This window comes from Deltaproteobacteria bacterium (genome assembly GCA_016219225.1).
GTDB lineage: Bacteria > Desulfobacterota > RBG-13-43-22 > RBG-13-43-22 > RBG-13-43-22 > RBG-13-43-22.
In genome coordinates this window covers 45,789-64,899 of the sequence record JACRBX010000202.1, presented here as the reverse complement: position 1 = coordinate 64,899, position 19,111 = coordinate 45,789, and the positions used below count along the sequence as shown (strand labels likewise).

18 protein-coding genes are annotated in these 19,111 nt (G+C 49.3%); 4 read left to right on the top strand and 14 right to left on the bottom strand.

From position 1 onward, the window contains the following. Nucleotides 1-473 precede the first annotated feature (473 nt). A complete protein-coding gene (locus HY879_17490) occupies nt 474-1,094 on the top strand; it encodes a CAP domain-containing protein (GenBank protein ID MBI5605132.1) in 621 nt (206 codons plus the stop codon). A 2-nt stretch (nt 1,095-1,096) separates the two neighbouring features. On the opposite strand, the gene HY879_17485 is transcribed toward HY879_17490, so the two are convergent. The 3 genes from HY879_17485 to HY879_17475 all read right to left on the bottom strand — a co-directional run bounded on the left by HY879_17485 (nt 1,097) and on the right by HY879_17475 (nt 5,117). Then, nucleotides 1,097-1,993, bottom strand: coding sequence for a DMT family transporter (locus HY879_17485; GenBank protein MBI5605131.1), 897 nt, complete (start codon nt 1,991-1,993; stop codon nt 1,097-1,099). A gap of 115 nt (nt 1,994-2,108) precedes the next feature. Further along, nucleotides 2,109-2,849 carry a TatD family hydrolase gene (locus HY879_17480; GenBank protein MBI5605130.1) on the bottom strand — a complete coding sequence of 247 codons (741 nt, stop codon included), beginning with the start codon at nt 2,847-2,849 and terminating at the stop codon, nt 2,109-2,111. Between the two features lie 81 nt (nt 2,850-2,930). After that, nucleotides 2,931-5,117: a vitamin B12-dependent ribonucleotide reductase gene (locus HY879_17475; GenBank protein ID MBI5605129.1), complete on the bottom strand. Its 2,187-nt coding sequence runs from the start codon at nt 5,115-5,117 to the stop codon at nt 2,931-2,933. Nucleotides 5,118-5,530: 413 nt separating this feature from the next. Between HY879_17475 and HY879_17470 the strand changes: the two genes are divergently transcribed. Both HY879_17470 and HY879_17465 read left to right on the top strand, forming a co-directional pair. After that, a complete protein-coding gene (locus HY879_17470) occupies nt 5,531-6,247 on the top strand; it encodes a penicillin-binding protein activator LpoB (protein MBI5605128.1) in 717 nt (238 codons plus the stop codon). Nucleotides 6,248-6,512: 265 nt separating this feature from the next. Then, the gene (locus HY879_17465) at nt 6,513-7,664 is read left to right on the top strand and encodes a (Fe-S)-binding protein (protein MBI5605127.1); all 1,152 of its coding nucleotides are present in this window, start codon (nt 6,513-6,515) and stop codon (nt 7,662-7,664) included. Between the two features lie 106 nt (nt 7,665-7,770). Here HY879_17465 and HY879_17460 read toward each other — a convergent pair whose 3' ends face one another. The 7 genes from HY879_17460 to hisI form a co-directional block, all read right to left on the bottom strand. Then, the gene (locus HY879_17460; protein MBI5605126.1) at nt 7,771-8,127 is read right to left on the bottom strand and encodes a hypothetical protein; all 357 of its coding nucleotides are present in this window, start codon (nt 8,125-8,127) and stop codon (nt 7,771-7,773) included. A 42-nt stretch (nt 8,128-8,169) separates the two neighbouring features. Further along, the gene (locus HY879_17455; GenBank protein ID MBI5605125.1) at nt 8,170-8,865 is read right to left on the bottom strand and encodes a hypothetical protein; all 696 of its coding nucleotides are present in this window, start codon (nt 8,863-8,865) and stop codon (nt 8,170-8,172) included. Nucleotides 8,866-8,974: 109 nt separating this feature from the next. Next, nucleotides 8,975-9,571, bottom strand: coding sequence for a YihA family ribosome biogenesis GTP-binding protein (locus HY879_17450; GenBank protein ID MBI5605124.1), 597 nt, complete (start codon nt 9,569-9,571; stop codon nt 8,975-8,977). Beyond that, on the bottom strand, nt 9,568-10,755 hold the full coding sequence (locus HY879_17445; protein ID MBI5605123.1) for a pyridoxal phosphate-dependent aminotransferase: 1,188 nt from the start codon (nt 10,753-10,755) through the stop codon (nt 9,568-9,570). Before HY879_17445 ends, HY879_17450 begins: the two co-directional genes overlap by 4 nt. 60 nt (nt 10,756-10,815) lie before the next feature. Continuing rightward, nucleotides 10,816-11,661: a tetratricopeptide repeat protein gene (locus HY879_17440; GenBank protein ID MBI5605122.1), complete on the bottom strand. Its 846-nt coding sequence runs from the start codon at nt 11,659-11,661 to the stop codon at nt 10,816-10,818. Between the two features lie 165 nt (nt 11,662-11,826). Beyond that, on the bottom strand, nt 11,827-12,699 hold the full coding sequence (locus HY879_17435) for an ATP phosphoribosyltransferase (GenBank protein MBI5605121.1): 873 nt from the start codon (nt 12,697-12,699) through the stop codon (nt 11,827-11,829). Beyond that, entirely contained in the window at nt 12,696-13,073 is a 378-nt protein-coding gene (gene hisI / locus HY879_17430) for a phosphoribosyl-AMP cyclohydrolase (protein MBI5605120.1), read from the bottom strand. The genes HY879_17435 and hisI overlap by 4 nt, the downstream gene beginning before the upstream one ends. A gap of 298 nt (nt 13,074-13,371) precedes the next feature. Here hisI and HY879_17425 point away from each other — a divergent pair, with 298 nt between their 5' ends. Continuing rightward, nucleotides 13,372-13,578, top strand: a complete 207-nt coding sequence (locus tag HY879_17425; GenBank protein MBI5605119.1) for a hypothetical protein — start codon at nt 13,372-13,374, stop codon at nt 13,576-13,578. Between the two features lie 44 nt (nt 13,579-13,622). Here the strand turns inward: HY879_17425 and HY879_17420 are convergent, their stop codons facing one another. From HY879_17420 to HY879_17405, 4 genes are all read right to left on the bottom strand, one after another. After that, a complete protein-coding gene (locus HY879_17420) occupies nt 13,623-14,828 on the bottom strand; it encodes a CoA transferase (protein MBI5605118.1) in 1,206 nt (401 codons plus the stop codon). A 47-nt stretch (nt 14,829-14,875) separates the two neighbouring features. Continuing rightward, nucleotides 14,876-15,973, bottom strand: a complete 1,098-nt coding sequence (locus tag HY879_17415; protein ID MBI5605117.1) for a lipoate--protein ligase family protein — start codon at nt 15,971-15,973, stop codon at nt 14,876-14,878. Further along, the gene (locus tag HY879_17410) at nt 15,973-17,178 is read right to left on the bottom strand and encodes an AMP-binding protein (protein ID MBI5605116.1); all 1,206 of its coding nucleotides are present in this window, start codon (nt 17,176-17,178) and stop codon (nt 15,973-15,975) included. Before HY879_17410 ends, HY879_17415 begins: the two co-directional genes overlap by 1 nt. Before the next feature lie 106 nt (nt 17,179-17,284). Further along, nucleotides 17,285-19,039 carry an acyl--CoA ligase gene (locus tag HY879_17405; GenBank protein MBI5605115.1) on the bottom strand — a complete coding sequence of 585 codons (1,755 nt, stop codon included), beginning with the start codon at nt 19,037-19,039 and terminating at the stop codon, nt 17,285-17,287. Between the last annotated feature and the right edge of the window lie 72 nt (nt 19,040-19,111).

The following is a 19,111-nucleotide window of genomic DNA, read 5'->3' as shown; positions in this document are numbered from 1 at the left end:
GGAATGACGGTCAAATCAAGGTTTGGTCTTCAAATGGAAAACATTAATTACTCGTTGTCGATACTGAAAACCCCCACTCCCGGAATTGTCGAACTCTGGGAGTCCCCCGGCAGAGCCGGGGGTTTACCTAAAAGCAATTATGAAAAAAAGTTTAAGGTATCAGTTTAGCTTTTTCAAAAAGCGCCGACAATCGCTCCGTCATTCCGGCGAAAGCCGGAATCCAGAACTATTCTGAAATTAAAAAACCCTGGATTCCGGCTTTCGCCGGAATGACGTAATGCGGGTTTCAGCGACTTTTCACGAATTCACCAATTGTTGCGGTTCAAGAAATAAGCTCAAAGCGAAAACCCTGGACTGGATTCAAGGTTTTTACTCTTGTAAGTTGAAAACTTGCATCTTGAAACTTGAAACTACATTTTGAAATAAAATATAAGATCAGCCCCCAAAGAGGTCAAGGAGAAAAGGAGCTCACTTTGATTAATGTCATGAAAAAATTTCTATTACCGGTTCCTCCGGCCATAGTCTGGGTGTTGTTGGTGGCCATGACGGTCCCCATCGTTTCCTGCGTCTTGCCACAAGCAGATCGGGGAACCTATCTTCCTCAAACCAAAACCAGGCCCGAGATCAGTATCATGGACCTCGAAAAACAGATTCACGCCCTGATCAATCGAGAACGGCGAAAACACCGGTTGTCTCCAATGGAATGGGATGTCGGACTGGCAGGGATAGCCCGGAAACACAGCCGGGATATGGCCGAAAGAAGGTATTTTGCCCACACTTCTCCGGAAGGACACGATTTCCCCTTTCGCTACCAACAGGGCGGATACGCCTGTAGCGTTCCGATGGGTAAGGTTTTTTCTGCCGGGGCGGAGAACATACTGCAAACCACCCTGTATGATTCGATCACCACAGTGAACGGCAGGGCTCATTATAACTGGAGTTCTCTGGAAAAGATCGCCGAAACAGCGCTGGGAATTTGGCTTAACAGTCCGGACCACCGGGAAAATATCCTTGCCCCCCACTGGAAACGGCAGGGGATCGGAGCGGCCATTGCCCCGGACGGAAAGGTCTATATCACACAGAATTTTTGCTGATTTTATCTTTTATTGACCCAATAAATCCCCATAGAAACCAGGGTCAGGGAAAGTAATAACCAAAGGCTCAAGGGTTCGTCTAATATCAAACTGCTGATAAAGACGCCGGATATGGGGGTCAGGAATGAAAAGGTGGCCAGGATAGTTACCGGATAAATATGGATCAAATAAAACCAGGCCCAATAACTTAAAAAGGCCACAATAACGGTTTGATAAAAGAAGGAAAGGAAAATCGTCGTATCGATAGTTCGGATCGGGTCCTTTTCCAGGATAAAACTCAATAGAAACAGGATAGGAACTGAAAACAGAATTTGGTATAACAGGGTCTGAAAAGGGGTGCATTTCTGAATTAAAAATCTTTTGACATATATGGTCGTAGCCGCCCAGCTCAGGGCCGCCAGGATCATCAAAAAATCACCGAATAATACTTCGGATGAATACTGCTGGAGTCCTTCGGAAAAAACAAAAACAAGACCCAGAAAAGCCAATAATAAACCGCTTAGACGACGCCAGGTCAACCGATCCCCGGGGATCAAAAAATGGGCCCCCAAGGCCACCCAGAAAGGGTGGGTATATAAAAAAACAAAGGAACGGCTGGCCAGGGTATACCGCTGGGCCACATAGATAAAAACAAATTCTATCCCGAAAAGAAGACCGACGGTCAGGGGGTGGATGATCCTTAAGGACTTGGGGAAGAGGGGTTCTTTACGGTAAAAGGTCCATAAAAGCATTAACCCGGAAGCAACCAGGGAACGAAGACCCGCAGTAAAAATCGGCTCCAATCCCTTATTGCTGAACTTGATGGCAGCCATATTCAGACCCCACAACAGACAGAGGGTCACAAGAATCGCGGTGCCCTTGAAATCAAGATACGGTTTGGGTTGATAAGTCTCAGGCATAGATAGTTTACATAGCTGTTAGCGTACAGCGGTCAGCAAAAGCCCTTCTTTCAATGATTTTCTGAAAGCTGATTGCTGATTGCTCACATCCGGAAATATCTTTTCCGGATGTGAGTCAGAAAATTCCAAAAAATTCTCTGGCGTTCTGGGTAGTTTTTAAAGCGGCCTGGTCCATTTCAATCCCTTTGATACGGGACAGCTCCGCCAGGGTTTTTAACACCTGGGCCGGGGAAGAAGCCTCCCCTTGATAAACCTCTGGAGCATCGGTTTCGATTAAGATCTGTTTTAACGGGGCGGCGGCTACGGCTTCACGATGTTTGGGGCTATAGGACAGGGCCGGAGTAGCCGAAATATAATAGCCCGCCAAAAGCAACGCCTTTAACGTATCCATCGGTCCGCTGTACCAATGAAAAACGACCTTTTCCAGGGTCTGTCTGCGGATCAACTCGAAGGCGTTTTCATGGGATAGCCGGGAATGAAGGATGACCGGTTTCTTCATGGTCCAGGCCAGTTCCAACAAGTCCTTAAAAATCCAATGCTGAAGTTCCCTGGCCACCGAAACCTTATAATCCAATCCCACCTCCCCCAGGGCCAAGGCCTGATCCAGGTGGTCCCGAAGAAAATTAATATTGTCCCTTATTCCCGAAACCGTAATATTCCAGGGATGGTACCCCAGGGCCGGAAAAACATAGCCGGGATATTTCCTCGAATAGGCCAGGATCTTCTCATTGGATTTAAGATCCGTGCCTACCGCCACGATGCCGGCCAAACCAGCCTCCCGGGCCTGTTGGACAGCCCCTTCCGGGTCGCTCAACTGGTCTAAATGGACGTGGGTATCGAAGACGGGGATCAGCATATATTATTTAAGTTATGAGTTCGGAGTGATTAGTTCGGAGCAAAAGACTTATTACTCCGAACTCTGAACTCCGAACTAAGATTAGCTGCACCGCGAAAAGCCGCAGGAGTGGCAGGTCAGACAGCCGTTTTCATGAACCACCTGCCCTCCACAATCCGGGCAGGAGCCCATGATTTTTTCATCTTCTTCGATTTTCGCCTGGGTATAGTTGCTGATCACCCGGCTGATGGCATCCGGACAGGAAAGGACCTGGTGGCCGTTTCCCCAGGTTGGGGACGGGCAACGAATACCTGAAATCTGTTTCATAATCGATGGCAGGCTGATCCCGGAACGCAAGGCCAAAGAAATCAAACGTCCCGTAGCTTCAATTTGAGAGGAAGCACATCCGCCGGTCTTACCCATCTGGGCAAAGACTTCGCAAATCCCCTTCTCGTCGGAATTAATGGTCACATAAAGTTTACCGCAACCTGTGGAAATCCGTTCTGTAATCCCAAGGGTCCGGGTAGGACGCGGCCGGGGGCTGATTTTGGATGTGTCGGTGCATTTATTAAGATTCAGGACCTGGGTTTCCCGGCTGCCGTATCGGTAGATGGTCACCCCTTTACACCCCTGATGATAGGCCATCAAGTAGGCCTTCTCAATATCCTCCGGGGTGGCTTCATGTGGGAAGTTGATGGTTTTGGACACGGCATTGTCGGTAAACTTTTGAAAAGCGGCCTGTATTTGGATGTGACATTCCGGGCTGATGTCATGGGAAGTAACAAAAAGGGCCTTGATATCGTCAGGGATGCCCGGAATATTCTGGATGGAGCCTTCCTGGGCGATTTGTTCCATCAATTGAGAGGAATAAAACCCCTTTTCTTTGGCCATTTTTTTAAAAAAGGGGTTGACTTCAACCATCCGGGTCCCATCTAACACCGTCCGGAAGTAGGAGACCGCAAAGAGGGGTTCGATTCCGCTGGAAGTACCGGCGATAATGCTGATCGTCCCGGTAGGGGCAATGGTTGTCGTGGTGGCATTCCGCATGCCGGATATCTTTTTATCCGGCTGATCAAAAATACTCCCAATGAAATTTGGAAAATTCCCTCTTTCTTTGGCCAACCGTTCCGAAGTCTGTCGGGACTCGGTTTCAATAATGCCCATAATCTTTTCGGCAAGGTCCACCGCCTGGGGAGAATTATACGGTACGCCTAACTGGATCAACAGATCGGCAAACCCCATGATCCCCAAGCCGATCTTTCTGTTCCCCTTACTCATCTTCTCGATTTTTGGCAGGGGATATTTATTGACATCAATAACATTGTCAAGAAAATGGATGGCCGCCTGAACCAGGGTTTTCAGTCTCTTAAAGTCGAGTTCCCCTTTCTTGGCCAGCCGGGAGAGGTTGATCGATCCCAGGTTGCAGGACTCATAGGGGAGTAAAGGTTGTTCGCCGCAGGGATTGGTGGCCTCGATGGGCCCCAAGTGTGGGGTCGGGTTGTCCCGATTGATCCGATCGATAAAGACCACACCCGGTTCTCCGCTTCTCCAGGCCGAATCGACAATCTTGTCAAAGATGACCTTGGCAGAAACCGACCGGGTCTTTTGACCGGTGTGGGGATTGATCAAGGCGTATTCCTGGTTGTTTTCTACGGCCTCCATAAAAGAGTCGGGGATCAAAACTGAAAGATTGAAGTTGCTTAACCGGTCGGTCTGCAATTTGGCTTCGATAAATTTTTCAATGTCCGGGTGGTCCACCCGCAGCAGGCCCATATTGGCCCCCCGGCGGGTCCCACCCTGTTTGATGGTCTCGGTAGCCACGTCAAAAACAGTCATAAAAGAAATGGGACCGCTGGAAATCCCGTGGGTGGATTTAACCGTATCTTTTTCAGGCCTGATCCGGGAAAATGAAAATCCGGTCCCCCCCCCACTTTTATGGATAATGGCCGTTTGTTTTATGGCCTCAAAGATACTGTCGATGGAGTCCTCGACCGGGAGGACAAAACAGGCCGAAAGCTGGCCTAAAGACCGGCCGGCATTCATCAGGGTGGGGGAATTTGGCAAAAATTCCATCCGGGTCATGATCTGAAAAAATAATGCTTCGGACTTTTTGGCTTGATCCTCCTGTCCGTAGAGGGCATCGGCCGAGGCCACGACCTGGGCCACCCGCCGGAACATATCTTCAGGTTTTTCGATCACCTGGCCCTGGTTATCTTTTTTAAGATAGCGTTTGTTCAATACGATTTTAGCATTGGGGGTTAAAACGAGGGGGGAAGTCTGAGCCGTCATTACTTAAATCCTTTTCTTGAATGCTTTAGATGATATTTATTATCTTCGCGAAACCTGTCCGCCATAGCGGACTTTGCAGGAAACAGGCCTGCTTGGCAGGTTTAATACCACAGATAGGGAAAATGGCGATCTATTCTACAATAAGTGGTATTATAAGCGGATTGATAATAATTTAAAAGAAAAAAAATGGGAAGCCCTTTTTCTTATTCCCGGAGCCCTATTACTTGTTGCTATCCCCTTTTCAATATGCTATTTTTTAGTACGAAAATAGAGTTACGGGTTACGAGTTCAAAACCAACCTTACTTCGACATTCATTATTCGATATTCGATATTCGATATTCGCATTTTCATGCTTCGTGGTGCCAAGGGGCATGAGGGTTTATTATGAATCTAATAGATAGCAGGAGGCGTCATGAAAAAAAGTATTGTTTTCCTTATCTTGGGTTTGGTTCTGATTTCGTTTTCATTAGGTTGGGCTGATGAAAAACCAAGGATCGGGGTCCTTAGATTTACCAATCAAACCCATGCCGGCTGGTGGACGGGCAACATGGGTTACGAACTGCAAGATATGCTGGCCTCTGAATTGGCCAGTACCAAAGCCTTCCAGGTTTTAGAACGAAAAGAAATCAATGCGGTTATAGGTGAACAAAACTTAGGGGCCTCCGGAAGGATAGATCCTAAAACCAGGGCCAAAATCGGCAAGATTAAAGGGGCCAAGTATCTGGTGTCAGGGACTGTTTCCGCCTTTGAAGAAGATACCAGCGGCACCGGTGGCGGAATCGGCATTATGGGTTTTACCATAGGAGGGAGCAAGGGGAAAGCCTATATGGCCGTAGACTTAAAAGTTATTGATACTGAAACCGGTGAAATTGTTGATAATCGAACCGTTGAAGCCACTTCCGAAAAAATGGGGTTATCTTTGGGAGGATCAATAGGAGGCGTTTCCGGCCACCTTGGGAAGCATGAAAAAACCCCGGTAGGCAAAGCGATCAGGGCTTGCATCATAGAGATCAGCGAATATCTGGAATGTTCCCTGGTTAAAGGGAAAGATGATTCCTGTATGCAAGCCTACGCAGCCAAGGAATCCAAAAGAAGGGATAAAACCAAGAAATCCATCGAGTTGGATTAAAGATACACCAATCCATCCATTGGGAGGAGATGTCCCGCTTCGAATCAAATAAGAAGGACATCTCCTTTTTTTAATACCCCCTGGCTTTCCGCAGTTTTTGCCCACAAACTACATGGAAAATTCTTGACTTACCTTTTTACCTTGTGATAAGGAATAACCCCAAACCGGATAATTCCAGAGCGGTAGTGGTATAGCCAAAAAAGGTCCGGAATGCGGCAAGTTCGCCTCGTTCCGAATTAAATTTTTCAAAGAAAGGAGTCTGTTTATGTCGATTACCCCCTTTATAGAAGTCAACCAGGCCATCGTGGCTACGGGTGGAGATACGCTGAATCAATGCATGCAATGCGGCCTTTGTGCCGGCCTGTGCCCCTGGGGCCGGGTCGTGGAAGGATCCCCCTTTGATATCCGAAAACTGGTTCGGATGGGCCAATTGGGCATGGAGGGATATGAATCCGATGACATCCTGTTTGCCTGCACAACCTGTAATCTATGTGTCCGCAACTGCCCCCGTCAGGTAAAAATAGTCGATGTAGTCCGGGCCATGCGCAGCATGATCGTCGAGACCGGGGCCATTCCCCAGGGGCTTCGTCCTATCCTGGGCAGTGTTCACAGCCAGGGAAACCCCTGGTCGGAAGATAAGGCCAAAAGAATCAACTGGACTCAAGGGTTGGACGTGCCCCTCTTTGGACCGGACACCGAATATTTTCTCTTCGTCTGCTGTACCTCAGCCTATGAGCAGCGGAGCCAGAAAATCGCCAAAGCCATAGTTGAATTACTAAAAACCGCCGGCGTCAGCTTCGGTATCCTCGGGAATGAAGAAGCCTGTTGTGGCGAAGCCGTCCGGAAAATAGGGGATGAAGCCTTGTTTACCAAACTGGCAGAACAAAACATCGCCCTTTACAAAGGAAAAGGGGTCAAGAAGATCATTACCACTTCTCCCCATTGTTTTACGACTTTCACCAAAGAATACAAAGAATTGGGAGCTGATTTTGAAGTTCAACATTATTCCCAGTTTTTGGCAAAATTGGTCCAGGATGGGAAACTGACCCCCAAGAAACCTTTGGCCAAAAAGGTTATCTATCATGATCCCTGTTATCTTGGCCGCCATAACGAGGTCTTTGATCTGCCCAGGGAACTCCTGCAGGCCATTCCGGAGTTAGAGTTAGTAGAATTTGGACAAAATAAGGCTTTCAGCCTCTGCTGTGGCGGTGGGGGGGGCCGTCTGTGGATGGAAACCAAGCCGGAACAACGCTTTTCTGATAAAAAGATGATCGAAGCCGCCGACCGGGGAGCCGAAGTCTTTGCCACGGCCTGTCCCTACTGCATCAGTCTTTTTGAAGACAGTCGCAAGGGGACGGGGAAAGAAGAACAACTGGTCGTCAAAGATATAACCGAGCTGTTACAGGAATCGTTGTAAAAAATGTGACGGGTGACGGGTGACGAGAAAAATCTTTTAGACCGGCAAGCCATTGGTTTTAAATGTTTTTTACGACACGCGTCACTCGTCACCCGTCACTCAGTTCCTATTGACACACCTCTTTCACCTCATCCCGGAGCAATTTCCCGTCCTGATAGATCTGCTGCCGGACTTGAAGGCATTTAGAAGTTGAAGCCTTGCCTAAAGGATAAGCTTCGACCCGTTGAAAGCAATCGCCGCTTTGATAGGCTACGGGTCTCCCATCCCGGGCCGCCTCCCGGGAGGCCCGGTGGGCAATTTCCGAAATTCTGCCCCCCAAAATCCCGCTTAAGGCGGATCCGATTGCCCCACCTCTCCAGGTAGTCTCCTTGTCGATCAAAGACTCAATCTTAGTCCCAACGGGACCAACCTGAAAAGCCTTTTCGCTGCTGCATGCCGGAAACAGCGCGAAAAGAGACAGCATGGTTACCCAAAAAACAAGGTTTTCAATTTTTTTTGGTCTCAACTATTCCTCTTTGGGCATCTTTTTCATCTTTTGCATCTGCTTCATCATTTCCTGCATGCCCTTCATGTCTCCTGGTTGTCCCATGCCCATCACTTCATTCATGCTGCTCACCTTTTGGTAGTCTTTGGGGACTTCAAACATACCGGCATTGGCCGCTCCCACTTTAATGTCTTTGATTTCAGTTACGATTTTTGCCGGGCCGGGGCCCTTGGTTTTACTTTCAGGCACCACCATTTCATTTCGGATGGGCAGCCCGCCTAAATCCTGAGCTTCCCAGAGTACGGCGTTGAATTTTTCCTGGGGTTTGTCCTTGAGATAAAATACCGCATCGGACTTGATACAGGGATGACCGTCAATGGTTTCCGATCCGATCTTCTTTTTTTCAATGACCACCTTGGGATCATAAAGAGAGGGAACCTTTTCTTTGATAGCACTTTCAAAATAGGTCTTGTTTTTGGTATTCATGGTAATACTTTTATTGACATCCATCATACTGATGGTTACCAGCCCACCTATCATCATATTTTCCATTCTCGTCTTGCTACCCATTTTGGCCATCGGCATGGACATGCCCATGATCATCAATTTGGCGGTAAAATTATCGGGCGGCGCCGCTAAGGCCAAGGTCGAAATCAGAAAAAATGTCATTGCCACTAAAACGGTTACCAACTGCATTCTCTTTTTTGGTTTCATCATTTTTCCTTTCTTTAGTTCGAAAATAAATTCCAATTTCGGATTTCGGATTTCGGAATTTAAAAGAAACTCTCCTTCAACATTCATGATTCGATTTTCGATATTCGCTTTTTCAGGCTTCATCGGTGCCCTTCAACCTCCGCTCAATCTCGTCCCAGATTTCTTCTCTGCCCTGTCCTGTTCTGGCTGAAAAAAAAATGGGCTTACCGTCCGGATGGCCCAGTTCTTCGGAGATCATTGACCAGGCCCGTTTCCAGGAGCCTCGTCCCACGGTGTCTGATTTGGTCAGAACCCATAAAGGATCAAGGCCGCAAGATTGCACCAGCCGCTGGAAACCTTTATCTTCAGTACTGGGGAGACGCCGGATATCCAACAAAATCACCACCGAAACCAGGGTCTTTCTCGTTTTCAGATAGCCCGACATGGCTTGTTGATAGCTCCGGATGACTTCCTTGGGAGCCTTGGAAAATCCATAACCCGGCAAGTCTACTAAAACAAAATCCTCATTAACCAAAAAAAAATTCAACAACCGGGTTTGACCCGGTCTTCGGCTGGTCCGGACCAGGGATTTTCGCCCTAAGAGGGCGTTTATTAAAGAAGATTTCCCGACATTGGAACGACCGGCAAAGGCAATCTCCGGCAGACCGGTTTGAGGAAAATGAACGGCCTTCAGTCCACTTCTGAGAAATTCCGCTGAATGGATAATCATGGAATTTCTTTATATTCTTCCCGGCTTAAATAAGCCTGAAGGCGTTCCATCCCCTCTTCGATCCGTTCAATGGAATTGGCATAGGTGAAGCGGAGATAGCCTTCGGCACCCTCCCCAAAATCAATACCCGGAGTGGCTCCAACTTTGGCTTTTTTTAAGATGTCAAAGGCCAATTTATACGAATCGGAGTGGAAGGCTTTGGCATTGGCCAGGACGTAAAAAGCCCCGGTAGGCTCAACGGCCAGCCCGAACCCCAGTTCTTTGAGCCTTTTAATGATCACCTTCCGGCGCTGGTCATAGAGGTCCCTCATCCGGGCCACATCTTCCTGGGCCTGATTCAAGGCGGTAATCCCGGCCCATTGGGCCACGGAATTGGCCGAGATAAAAAAGTTTTGATGAATTTTCTGCAAGGGACGAATAAATTCACGGGGGGCGATCAAATAGCCCAAGCGCCAGCCGGTCATGGCATACAGTTTAGAAAAACCGTTCAGCACAAAGGCCCGATCGGTGAATTCAAGGATCGAATGTTCCCGGCCTTCATAAACCAGACCGTGATAAATCTCATCGGAAATAATATAAGGGTCGAATTGGGCCAACCCCTTCATCCGGTCTGCCGACAACAGGGTCCCGGTGGGATTGGACGGAGAATTGATAAAAATCCCTTTGGTATCCGGTCCGATACGCTTTCGGATTTCTTCCGGGAAATATTGAAAGCCGTCTTCTTCATAGACCCGAACCTTAACCGGTTTCCCCTGGGCGAATTGAATAAAATTAGGATAACAGGCATAATGGGGATCAGAAATAATGACTTCCTGTCCTGGTTCGAGTAAAGCCGAAAAAACCATAAACATGGCAGGCGAGGTCCCGGAGGTGATAATGATCTGATCCGGGGAAACCTCAACCTGGTAACGTTGATTATAATAGGCACAAATGGCTTCCCGGAGTTCGAGAATCCCCCGGCTGTCGGTATAATGAGTCTTTCCATCCTGGAGGGCCTTGATGGCCGCTTCTTTAATACAGTCCGGAGTATCGAAATCAGGTTCCCCTACTTCGAGATGGATGATCCGGTCTCCGGCCCGCTCCATGGCCTGAGCGGCTTCCAGGACATCCATGGCAATAAACGGAGTAATCTCCCGGGCCCGCCTGGAGACCGCGGTCGGTTCGAATGCATTGTTTGAAGACATATTCTCTTTTCCTTAAAACACCTTATTCTTCGGGAATGACGAAAAAAGTGCCGCTGTCGGTTATTTGATCTCCTTTAATCTCTGTTGGGCCTTCTTGCCCAATGGACCTTCGGGATCCAAACCGATCACTTCTTTAAAAGCCAGTCGGGCCAAGGATTGTTGATTCAACTGAACCAGCACCTCCCCTAAGTCGTAATGGGCCCGGGCATATCGGGGTGCATGTTCAATAGCCTTTTTAAAGGCCTCTGCCGCCTCATCCAGGTGTTGGGTGGCCTGCAAGGTCAACCCTAAACCGTGATAGGCCAGGCTGTAGCCCGGTGAGCTTTTGATCGCCTCCTGGAAGTATTCCTGGGCCTTATCATATTCCTGAAGGGCATAGTAGGCCTGGCCCAAATTGTATTGAACAAAATGGGGCGTCGTGTACAACGGATCTTCAAGGGCCTTGTTAAACTCCGGGATGGACTCCTTCACCCTCCCATCCCGGAGCAGGGCCGTGCCCAGGTTATTATGCACCTCCACATAATCGGGATTGAGGTAGAGGGCCTTCTCAAACTGATAAATAGCCTGGCGGACCATCCCCTTTTCCAGATAAGCGATTCCCAGAACATTTCGAATCACCGGGTTGCTGGGGTCTAAATCATTGGCCTTGATCAGTTCGGCCAAAGCCTGGGTGGGTCGGCCTTCCTGCAGCATCGAGTCCCCCAGGCGCAAATGGGACAGAGCCTGCTCCTTGGTTTGAGAAGGTGTGGCACAGGCGGCCAGACAAGCCAGGAGGATTATCAGGATCACCACTGATGTTTTTCGGGTCCTTACCTCTGGATGGCCCTTCTGATTGGGCAGTTCGGAGTTCGGAGTTCGGAGTTCGGAGTTTTCTAAAACCAGAGTAGTTGGCTGCAATTTAGTCATCCTTTTTTTTCTGTCCTGACAAACTGATTTATTTTTTTATTTTCGATCTCTTTCCAACAAACACTGAAGAACTTCCTGCTTTTTCTCCGAACTCCGAACTCCAAACTCCGAACTGTCTCTCCCCTGATACCTTGCACCTTGAACCTTAGACCTTGCGTCTGTCTCTTATATCAGCTTATTCAACGAATATTCAATGATCCCCTGAGCCCCTCTCCGGATCAAACCGGGGATCAATTCCCGGACCTGGGATTCCTCGACCACGGTCTCCACCGACAGCCAGTTGCTGTTATAGAGATTGGCGATGGTGGGGGCGTTCAAACTGGGCAGGATGGCTACCAGGTCTTCAAGCTTCTCAGCCGGGACATTCATTTTCAAGCCCACCATCTTTTCCGCTCGTAAGGCCCCTTGCAATAATAAAACGATTTGCTTGATTTTATCTTTTTTCCAGGGGTCTTTCCACGATTCCCGATTGGCAATGATCTGGGTATTGGATTGCATCAATTCATGGATGATCTTCAGACCATGGGCCCGGATGGTACTGCCGGTTTCGGTCACCTCAACAATGGCATCGGCCAGGCCGGAAATGATCTTCCCCTCGGTAGCCCCCCAGGAAAACTCCACCTGCACCGGAATGCCCTTTTCGGCAAAATATCGACGGGTAAAATTGACCAGTTCGGTGGCGATCTTCTTCCCCCGCAGATCTTCTATCTTTTTGATCTTGGAATCACTGGCTACCGCCAGGACCCAAAGGGCCGGGCGACTGCTGACCTTGGAATACAAAAGATCCGAGATGACTTTTACCTTGGAGTTATTTTCCAGGGTCCAATCCTTCCCGGTTATACCGGCATCAATAGTGCCGCTTTCCACATAGCGGGACATTTCCTGTGCCCGGCAAATAGAACACCGGATCTCCGGATCATCGATTTCCGGAAAATAATTCCGACTGTTGACGTTGATCTTCCAGCCCGACTTTCTAAAAAGGTTAATAGTCGCCTCTTGCAGGCTCCCTTTGGGAATGCCTAGCTTTAATACATTCACTTTTTATAAACCTCCCGGGGATCAAACCCTTTTTCCCCGACAATTTCTATGGTCCCCTTTTCATCTACTTTTTGAAAAAAACAACTCTTGTACCCGGTATGACAGGCCCCACCGCCCAATTGTTCCACCTTTAAGAGGATGGTATCTCCGTCGCAATCGATAAAAATTTCCTTGACCATTTGAACATGCCCGGACGTCCCCCCTTTAAGCCACAATTCATTTCGGGATCGGCTCCAGTAATGGGCTTTTCGGGTTGCCAGGGTTTGGTCCCAGGCCTCCCGGTTCATATAGGCCAGCATGAGGACCTGCCCGGTTTGCCAATCCTGGGCAATTGCCGGCAGAAGGCCCTGCCCTTTTTCGAAATTCAGTTTCATTTCCATATTAAACCCTCATGCCCCGCGGGGCACCACGAAGCATGAAAATAGGTCCATAAGAGGCTATAGGCTATAGGCAATGGGCTATAGGTCAGGAGGAAGTATTTGTTGCTCTTTTTCCTCTCGCGCCTCGCGCCTCGTCCCTCATGGCTTATTTTCTATTTTCGAACTAAACCCATCCTCTGGGAGAATTTTTACCGATTACTATAATATTAAAAAAAAATAGTGTCAACCATTGAAGGGGCTTATCCCTTTTTCTGTAAAGAATCTAATGACAAATCTCATGATAGGGGGAAGGATGCCAAATGGAACTATCAAAGTGGAACAGATATTGGGGTTGAAAGCGAAAACTGTCCGGACTCCACCCGGCTTGGTTAAGTTGGGAGGGAAGGGGCTTTCCAAGGGAGCGTCACCCCTTCTGGCAAAACACCTCTCCATCGGACTTCAGGAGATGTCCCTGCTCCTTTCGGTGAACCTGATGACCCTTTATAATCTAAAAGGATGAAAATGGTTTGCTCCGAACTCAATACTCCGAACTCGATTTTCGTGTTAAACCACCCCATCCTCCTGAAGCTTCTGTAGTTCATCAGGGGATAACCCCAACAAATCACAGTAGATCTTTTTGTTGTCCGCCCCTTTAGCGCCGCCGGTAAATTGAACGGCACCGGGGGTGCGGGAAAATTTGGCGAAGGTGTTGGGCATTTTAATCGTTCCGAAATCTTCATCCTCCACTTCAACCAAGGATTCCCTGGCCTTGAAGTGGACATCTTCAAAGATCTGATCCATTTCGTAGACCGGACCGACCACCGCCTGGGCCTCTAAGAAGGTCTCCATGACCTCGTCCAGAGAATGGCTTCCGATCCACTCGCCGATAATGGCGTCCAGCTCTTCCACATGTTTAACCCGGCTGGGGTTGTCGCAAAATCTCGGGTCCTTTATCAGATCCGGGCGGCCGATAGCCCTGAAGACATTCTCGGCAATAGGCTGGGCGCTTCCCGATAAACCGATCCATCGGCCTCCCCTGGTCTGGTAAAGATTTCGCGGTGCCGCCGAGGCGATCCTGCTGCCCATCCTCGGCGATTTCAGACCGAGTACCGAATACTCCATGACATTGCTTTCCAAAAGCCGCATCAATGGCTCATAAAGGGATATATCGATGATCTGTCCCTTGGCACTGCCCAGGGCATCCCGGTCATAAAGGGCGATCATGATCGCCAGGGCGGCAAAGGCGCTGCAAACCCCGTCGGCCAGGGCGTTAGGAGGCAGCGTCGGCGGGGAGTCGGGATACCCGTTCAGGGCGGCGAACCCGCACATCCCCTCGGCCACGGTACCGAACCCGCCCCGGCTGGCATAGGGGCCTTCCTGTCCAAACCCGGAAACCCTGAGCCAGATGATCCGGGGGTTGGCTTCCCGGATCACCTCCCAGCCCAAGCCCCATTTTTCCATGGTTCCGGGCCGGAAATTTTCAATCAGCACATCAGCCCACTGTATAAGCTTTAAAAAGACCTCTTTCCCATTTTTCACATCCAGGGTGATGCATTGTTTGTTTCTGGACAAAGACTTCCAAAAAACACCTTTACCATCCTTGGAGGCCCCGAATTTTCTCATGCCGTCGCCGGTTTTAGGATGCTCCACTTTAATGACTTCCGCCCCATAATCCCCCAGATAGGCGGCCGCCCAGGGAGCGGCCATCATCGTAGCCAGGTCGATGACTTTCAGCCCTCGCAGGGGCAGATTATTTTCTTGCATTTTCATTGCGTTTACCTCACATACAGAATTTCATAATAATCAACTTGCCATAATCAATGTTCCCAGGTTAATGCTTTTTTAAAGGCCACCAGAAAATCTTCCACCGTCGTCCCAGGAATCTCAACCTCCGGACTGTCCAAGATGGCGGTTAATTCCGATCGGATCAAATCCATTTTGCAGGCTTTGCCCTTCAGGGCCTGTTCCATGTCCTGAATCACCTGCAAAGGCGAAGGATGGAAATCACCGGTAATAATAAGATCCATCATTTTATCCCGGTAAACCAGGATAGTCACCCGTATCAACCCGGCCGGGGCCTTGTGGCGTCCCTCGGTTATTATAGCCCCGGCAGGCTTGTTCTGAAAACGGAATATTTCCGAATTGGCATAAAACCATTCCTCTGAAGTAAATTTTTGTTGGTACTCCGCTTCATATCGTTTTTCGAGATCGGTTAAAACACCCGGCTTCAGGTTTATGGCTTGGCCGAAGGTTTTTTGAATGACCTTTTCCATAAGTTCCTTGATTTCGTCAGAGATGATCTTTCTGCCTATTTCCGCTTCCAAACAGGTAAACCGGGCTCCCACTTCTTTGATTTTCTTGTCCTGAATCTTTTCCGGGGCCACTTTTATGGCCCTGTTCAGAATATCCCTGTCGGTGGGAACCAGATTGATCAGCAAACGTAAGGTCAGGATGCGCTTCTCCAGCCTGGCCGAGGTAGGCACAAGTTTTCTCCCCTCCACCTCGATATCATTCAAAGGCCGGTAAGCCGCCGGGATGTTAAACATGGCGCTGATCACCTCAGCCAGATCCGTCAGGCCCTTTTGGAAAGCCTCCTTCACCGATTTCATCGGCACCGCAGGGTCTTTCGTATCCAGATAATAGACAATAAAAGCACTTCCGTCCGGGCCCCATATAGCCCCTCCGGGATTTTGGCGTCTTCGAACGGTAATATTTTCCTGCCGGCAGTAATCCAGGTCCAGAGATTTTTCCGGGTCTTCCAGGACCCCGATGGTAAAACTCCCTGCCCGGAAAATGTCCAGCACCACCGTATTGGGCGCCTTCCTCTGTTCCAGGGCCAGTTCGATGGCCGGGGAAAGGCTGGTCGAAAAGTCGGCATAGGTATAATCCGATTGGATCAATCGTAGTTCAGCCATCAAAAAGTCCTCCCCTGTCGTTGGTCCTCGACAACAGGGCCCTGATCAAAATGATCTATAAGAAGTATTTCGTTAAAGGCCAGGAGGGTTTCCCTTTTCAGTCGGCGGGCCAATTCCTCCAGATCCACTGACCCCTCCGTGCCCTCGATCATTAAAGAAATGGTATCCACCCCCTGGGGATTCCGGACCACTACCCGGTATTTTTTTCCGGCCCCGGCCACACTTTGAAGAATGGCCCCGATCTGGGAGGGCCAGAACTTGACTCCTTTGATCTTAAGCATTTCATCGGTCCGGCCTATAATCCCTTTGGGCAGGGTGAAGGATCTTCCGCAGGGACACTTTTCTTCGATCATATAAGTTAAATCACCGGTCCGGTAGCGCAGCAACGGAGAGGCCTCCTTATGGAGATGGGTCAAAACCAGTTCCCCTTTTTCACCCAAAGGCACGGGGGCTCCGGTCAAAGGATCAATCACCTCGGCATAGATGAAATCATCCAGAAGGTGCATTCCTTTTTCAAACCGGCAGCTCCGGGCAATAGGCGAACATAAGGCCATCCCATAAGAATCGATCATCCCGATTTTCCGGCCGAAGGCCGCCCGGACTTTTTCGGGATAGCCCTCCACCGAAGTAAAAGGTTCCCCGCCGACAAAAAGGATGCGCACACTGGGGATTCCCTTGGCGGCCAGCTTCATGGCAAAGGTGGGATTGGAGATTAAAACCGTCACCTGGTATTTATTGATGACTTCCACGGCCCTTTCCGATTCTCCCGGACCGAGGGGGATGACCTTGGCCCCGTAATATTCAAGCTGGCTCTGATAATAAAGTCCGGCGATAAACAGGTGATAGCCAAAGGTGACGGCACAGATATCATCCGGAGTCACGCCGGCCGCCTCATAGGCCCGGGCAGCGACTTCGTGCATCTTTTGGAGATCCTGGTTGGTGTTGTAAACCGGAAACAGGTCCTGTCCCGAAGGGGAAAGATTAACCCGGGTTACCGCCGGAGTGAACAAAGAACACTCGGAGGGCTTTTTATTAAGTTCTTCCAGGATCTCATGACCGGAAGTAAAGGGGATCCTATTAAAATCATCAATGCTCTGAATCGAATTCGCCGTTACACCGGCCTGATCGAGTTTCCTTTTATAAAAATCCATCCGGGATACTTTTTCAATTTGAGTTTGTAAGGTTTTTAAAAGGTCAGCGATCATTTTCTCTCCTTATGCGATCGTCTCCAAAACAGTCTTTTAATCAATCATTGGCCGGGGCGGGTTTGAAACCCGTCCTAACAGAAACCTTACAGGAGTTATTTTTGCACTAAACCATCTTCACCAGTTCCTTGCGCATGACCTTGCCATTCGGATTTACCGGTATCTTATCGATAAATCTGAGCTCCCTGATCTTCTTATAGGGAGCCACCTTTTCGTTGACAAAGGCCATGATTTCTTCGGCCGCTGCCCGACGCCCTTCTTTAAGGGTGACAAAGGCCACCGGTATCTCCCCGGCCATATCATCCTTCTTGCCGACCACGGCGCATTCCAACACGTCGGGATGCTTATACAGAATTTCTTCGAGCATCCGGGGGGCGATATTGTACCCCTTATAAATGATCAGTTCCTTTTTCCGGCCGGTAATATAAAACAACCCCTCCGCATCCATGACCGCCAGATCGCCGGTATAGAGCCAACCGTTTCTGAAGGTCTCCTGGGTGGCTTCCGGTCGATTTAAATAGCCCAGGGTTACGGTCGGTCCGTTTTGAATCAATTCGCCCTCCTGCCCTACAGGCATTTCTTCCTTTCCCGTCAGGATGTCGACCACTTTCATATCGATGAAGGGAAGAGGGCTTCCGATGGACCCGTATTTTCTCCGGCCCGACCGGTTACAGTAATGTTTCGTAGAGCTGATGGTCGCCTCGGTCAGGCTGTACCCCTCGGTGATGACGCCGCTGATGATTCGGGAAAACTTTTCAGCCAAAACCGTGGGAACCGGAGAACCGCCGGTGGTCCAGGCCCGGATGGGATAGAGGGCCCCTTGGTCCCCTTCCGACAGGGAAAGCAACATGGCCATCATTTGCGGGGCCCCTCCGGCAAAGCTTATCTTCCAGCGTCTGACCATATCGAGCATCGAGTCTTTGTTAAAAGCCGGCATAGGGAAAATCGCCATGGCGGCCATGACCGGAAAGTGCAATTGCCCCAAATAGGCCAGCATGTGCGTCCAGGGGGGAACGACCAGCACGGAATCCATGCCATAGCGGATGGGATAATCCCATTCCCGGGTCAGATCCTTCGGGTCATTGGCACACTTTAGAAAACCGGAAGCATCGACTTCCGGAAATTTTCCCGTATAGGCGGTCTGGTACATAATGGTCGAGGAAACGACATTATAATGAGAAATCATGACCCCTTTGGGATATCCTGTCGTTCCCGAGGTGTACATGATGGCCGTTAAATCCTGTTTGGGATGTATAACCGGTTTGGTAAAGGACTTGTCGGAAAAGACCTCCGAAAAGCCGACCAGGGGAGACTTGAAAGCCATTTCCTTCCGGCCGAGAAGGGCCGGCTTCAATTCCTGATTTCTGGTAAATACGATGACCCTTTCCAAGGGTGTGCCCCTTTTTTCAACAAGACCTTTTAAAACGGGCATCAGATCATCAGAGGTGACGGCAATTCCGGCCCCGGAATCCTTGATCTGGTAGGCCACCTCTTCTTCGGTCAACAGGGGATTGCAAGCCACATAGACCGCTCCGGCCATCGATATTCCGAAGAGGGCGATGACGAATTCCGGATAATTTCGAGCGTATATGGCCACCCGGTCCCCTTTTTTGACACCCAGTTTATTTTGGAGCCCCGAGGCGAATCGCTCACACAGGCTGCACAGTTCCAAATAATTGACAAGGAAATTTTCCGGCTCGTAGACTAGAGCCGTCGAATTGGGAAAGTATTTGGCCGATGATTCCAAAAACCTGTACGAAGGTATTTCCGGCAGGCTATAGGACTCCAGTTGTTTCCTGATCCCTTCCGGATAAGAAGGATACCAGGGTCTTTTTTTGATTTCTGTTAAATCGATTATCACGTTAAACCTTTATGCCCCGTGGGGCTCTAAGAAACAAGAAAATGGGTTTCTTCGAACTCAGAACTCCGAACT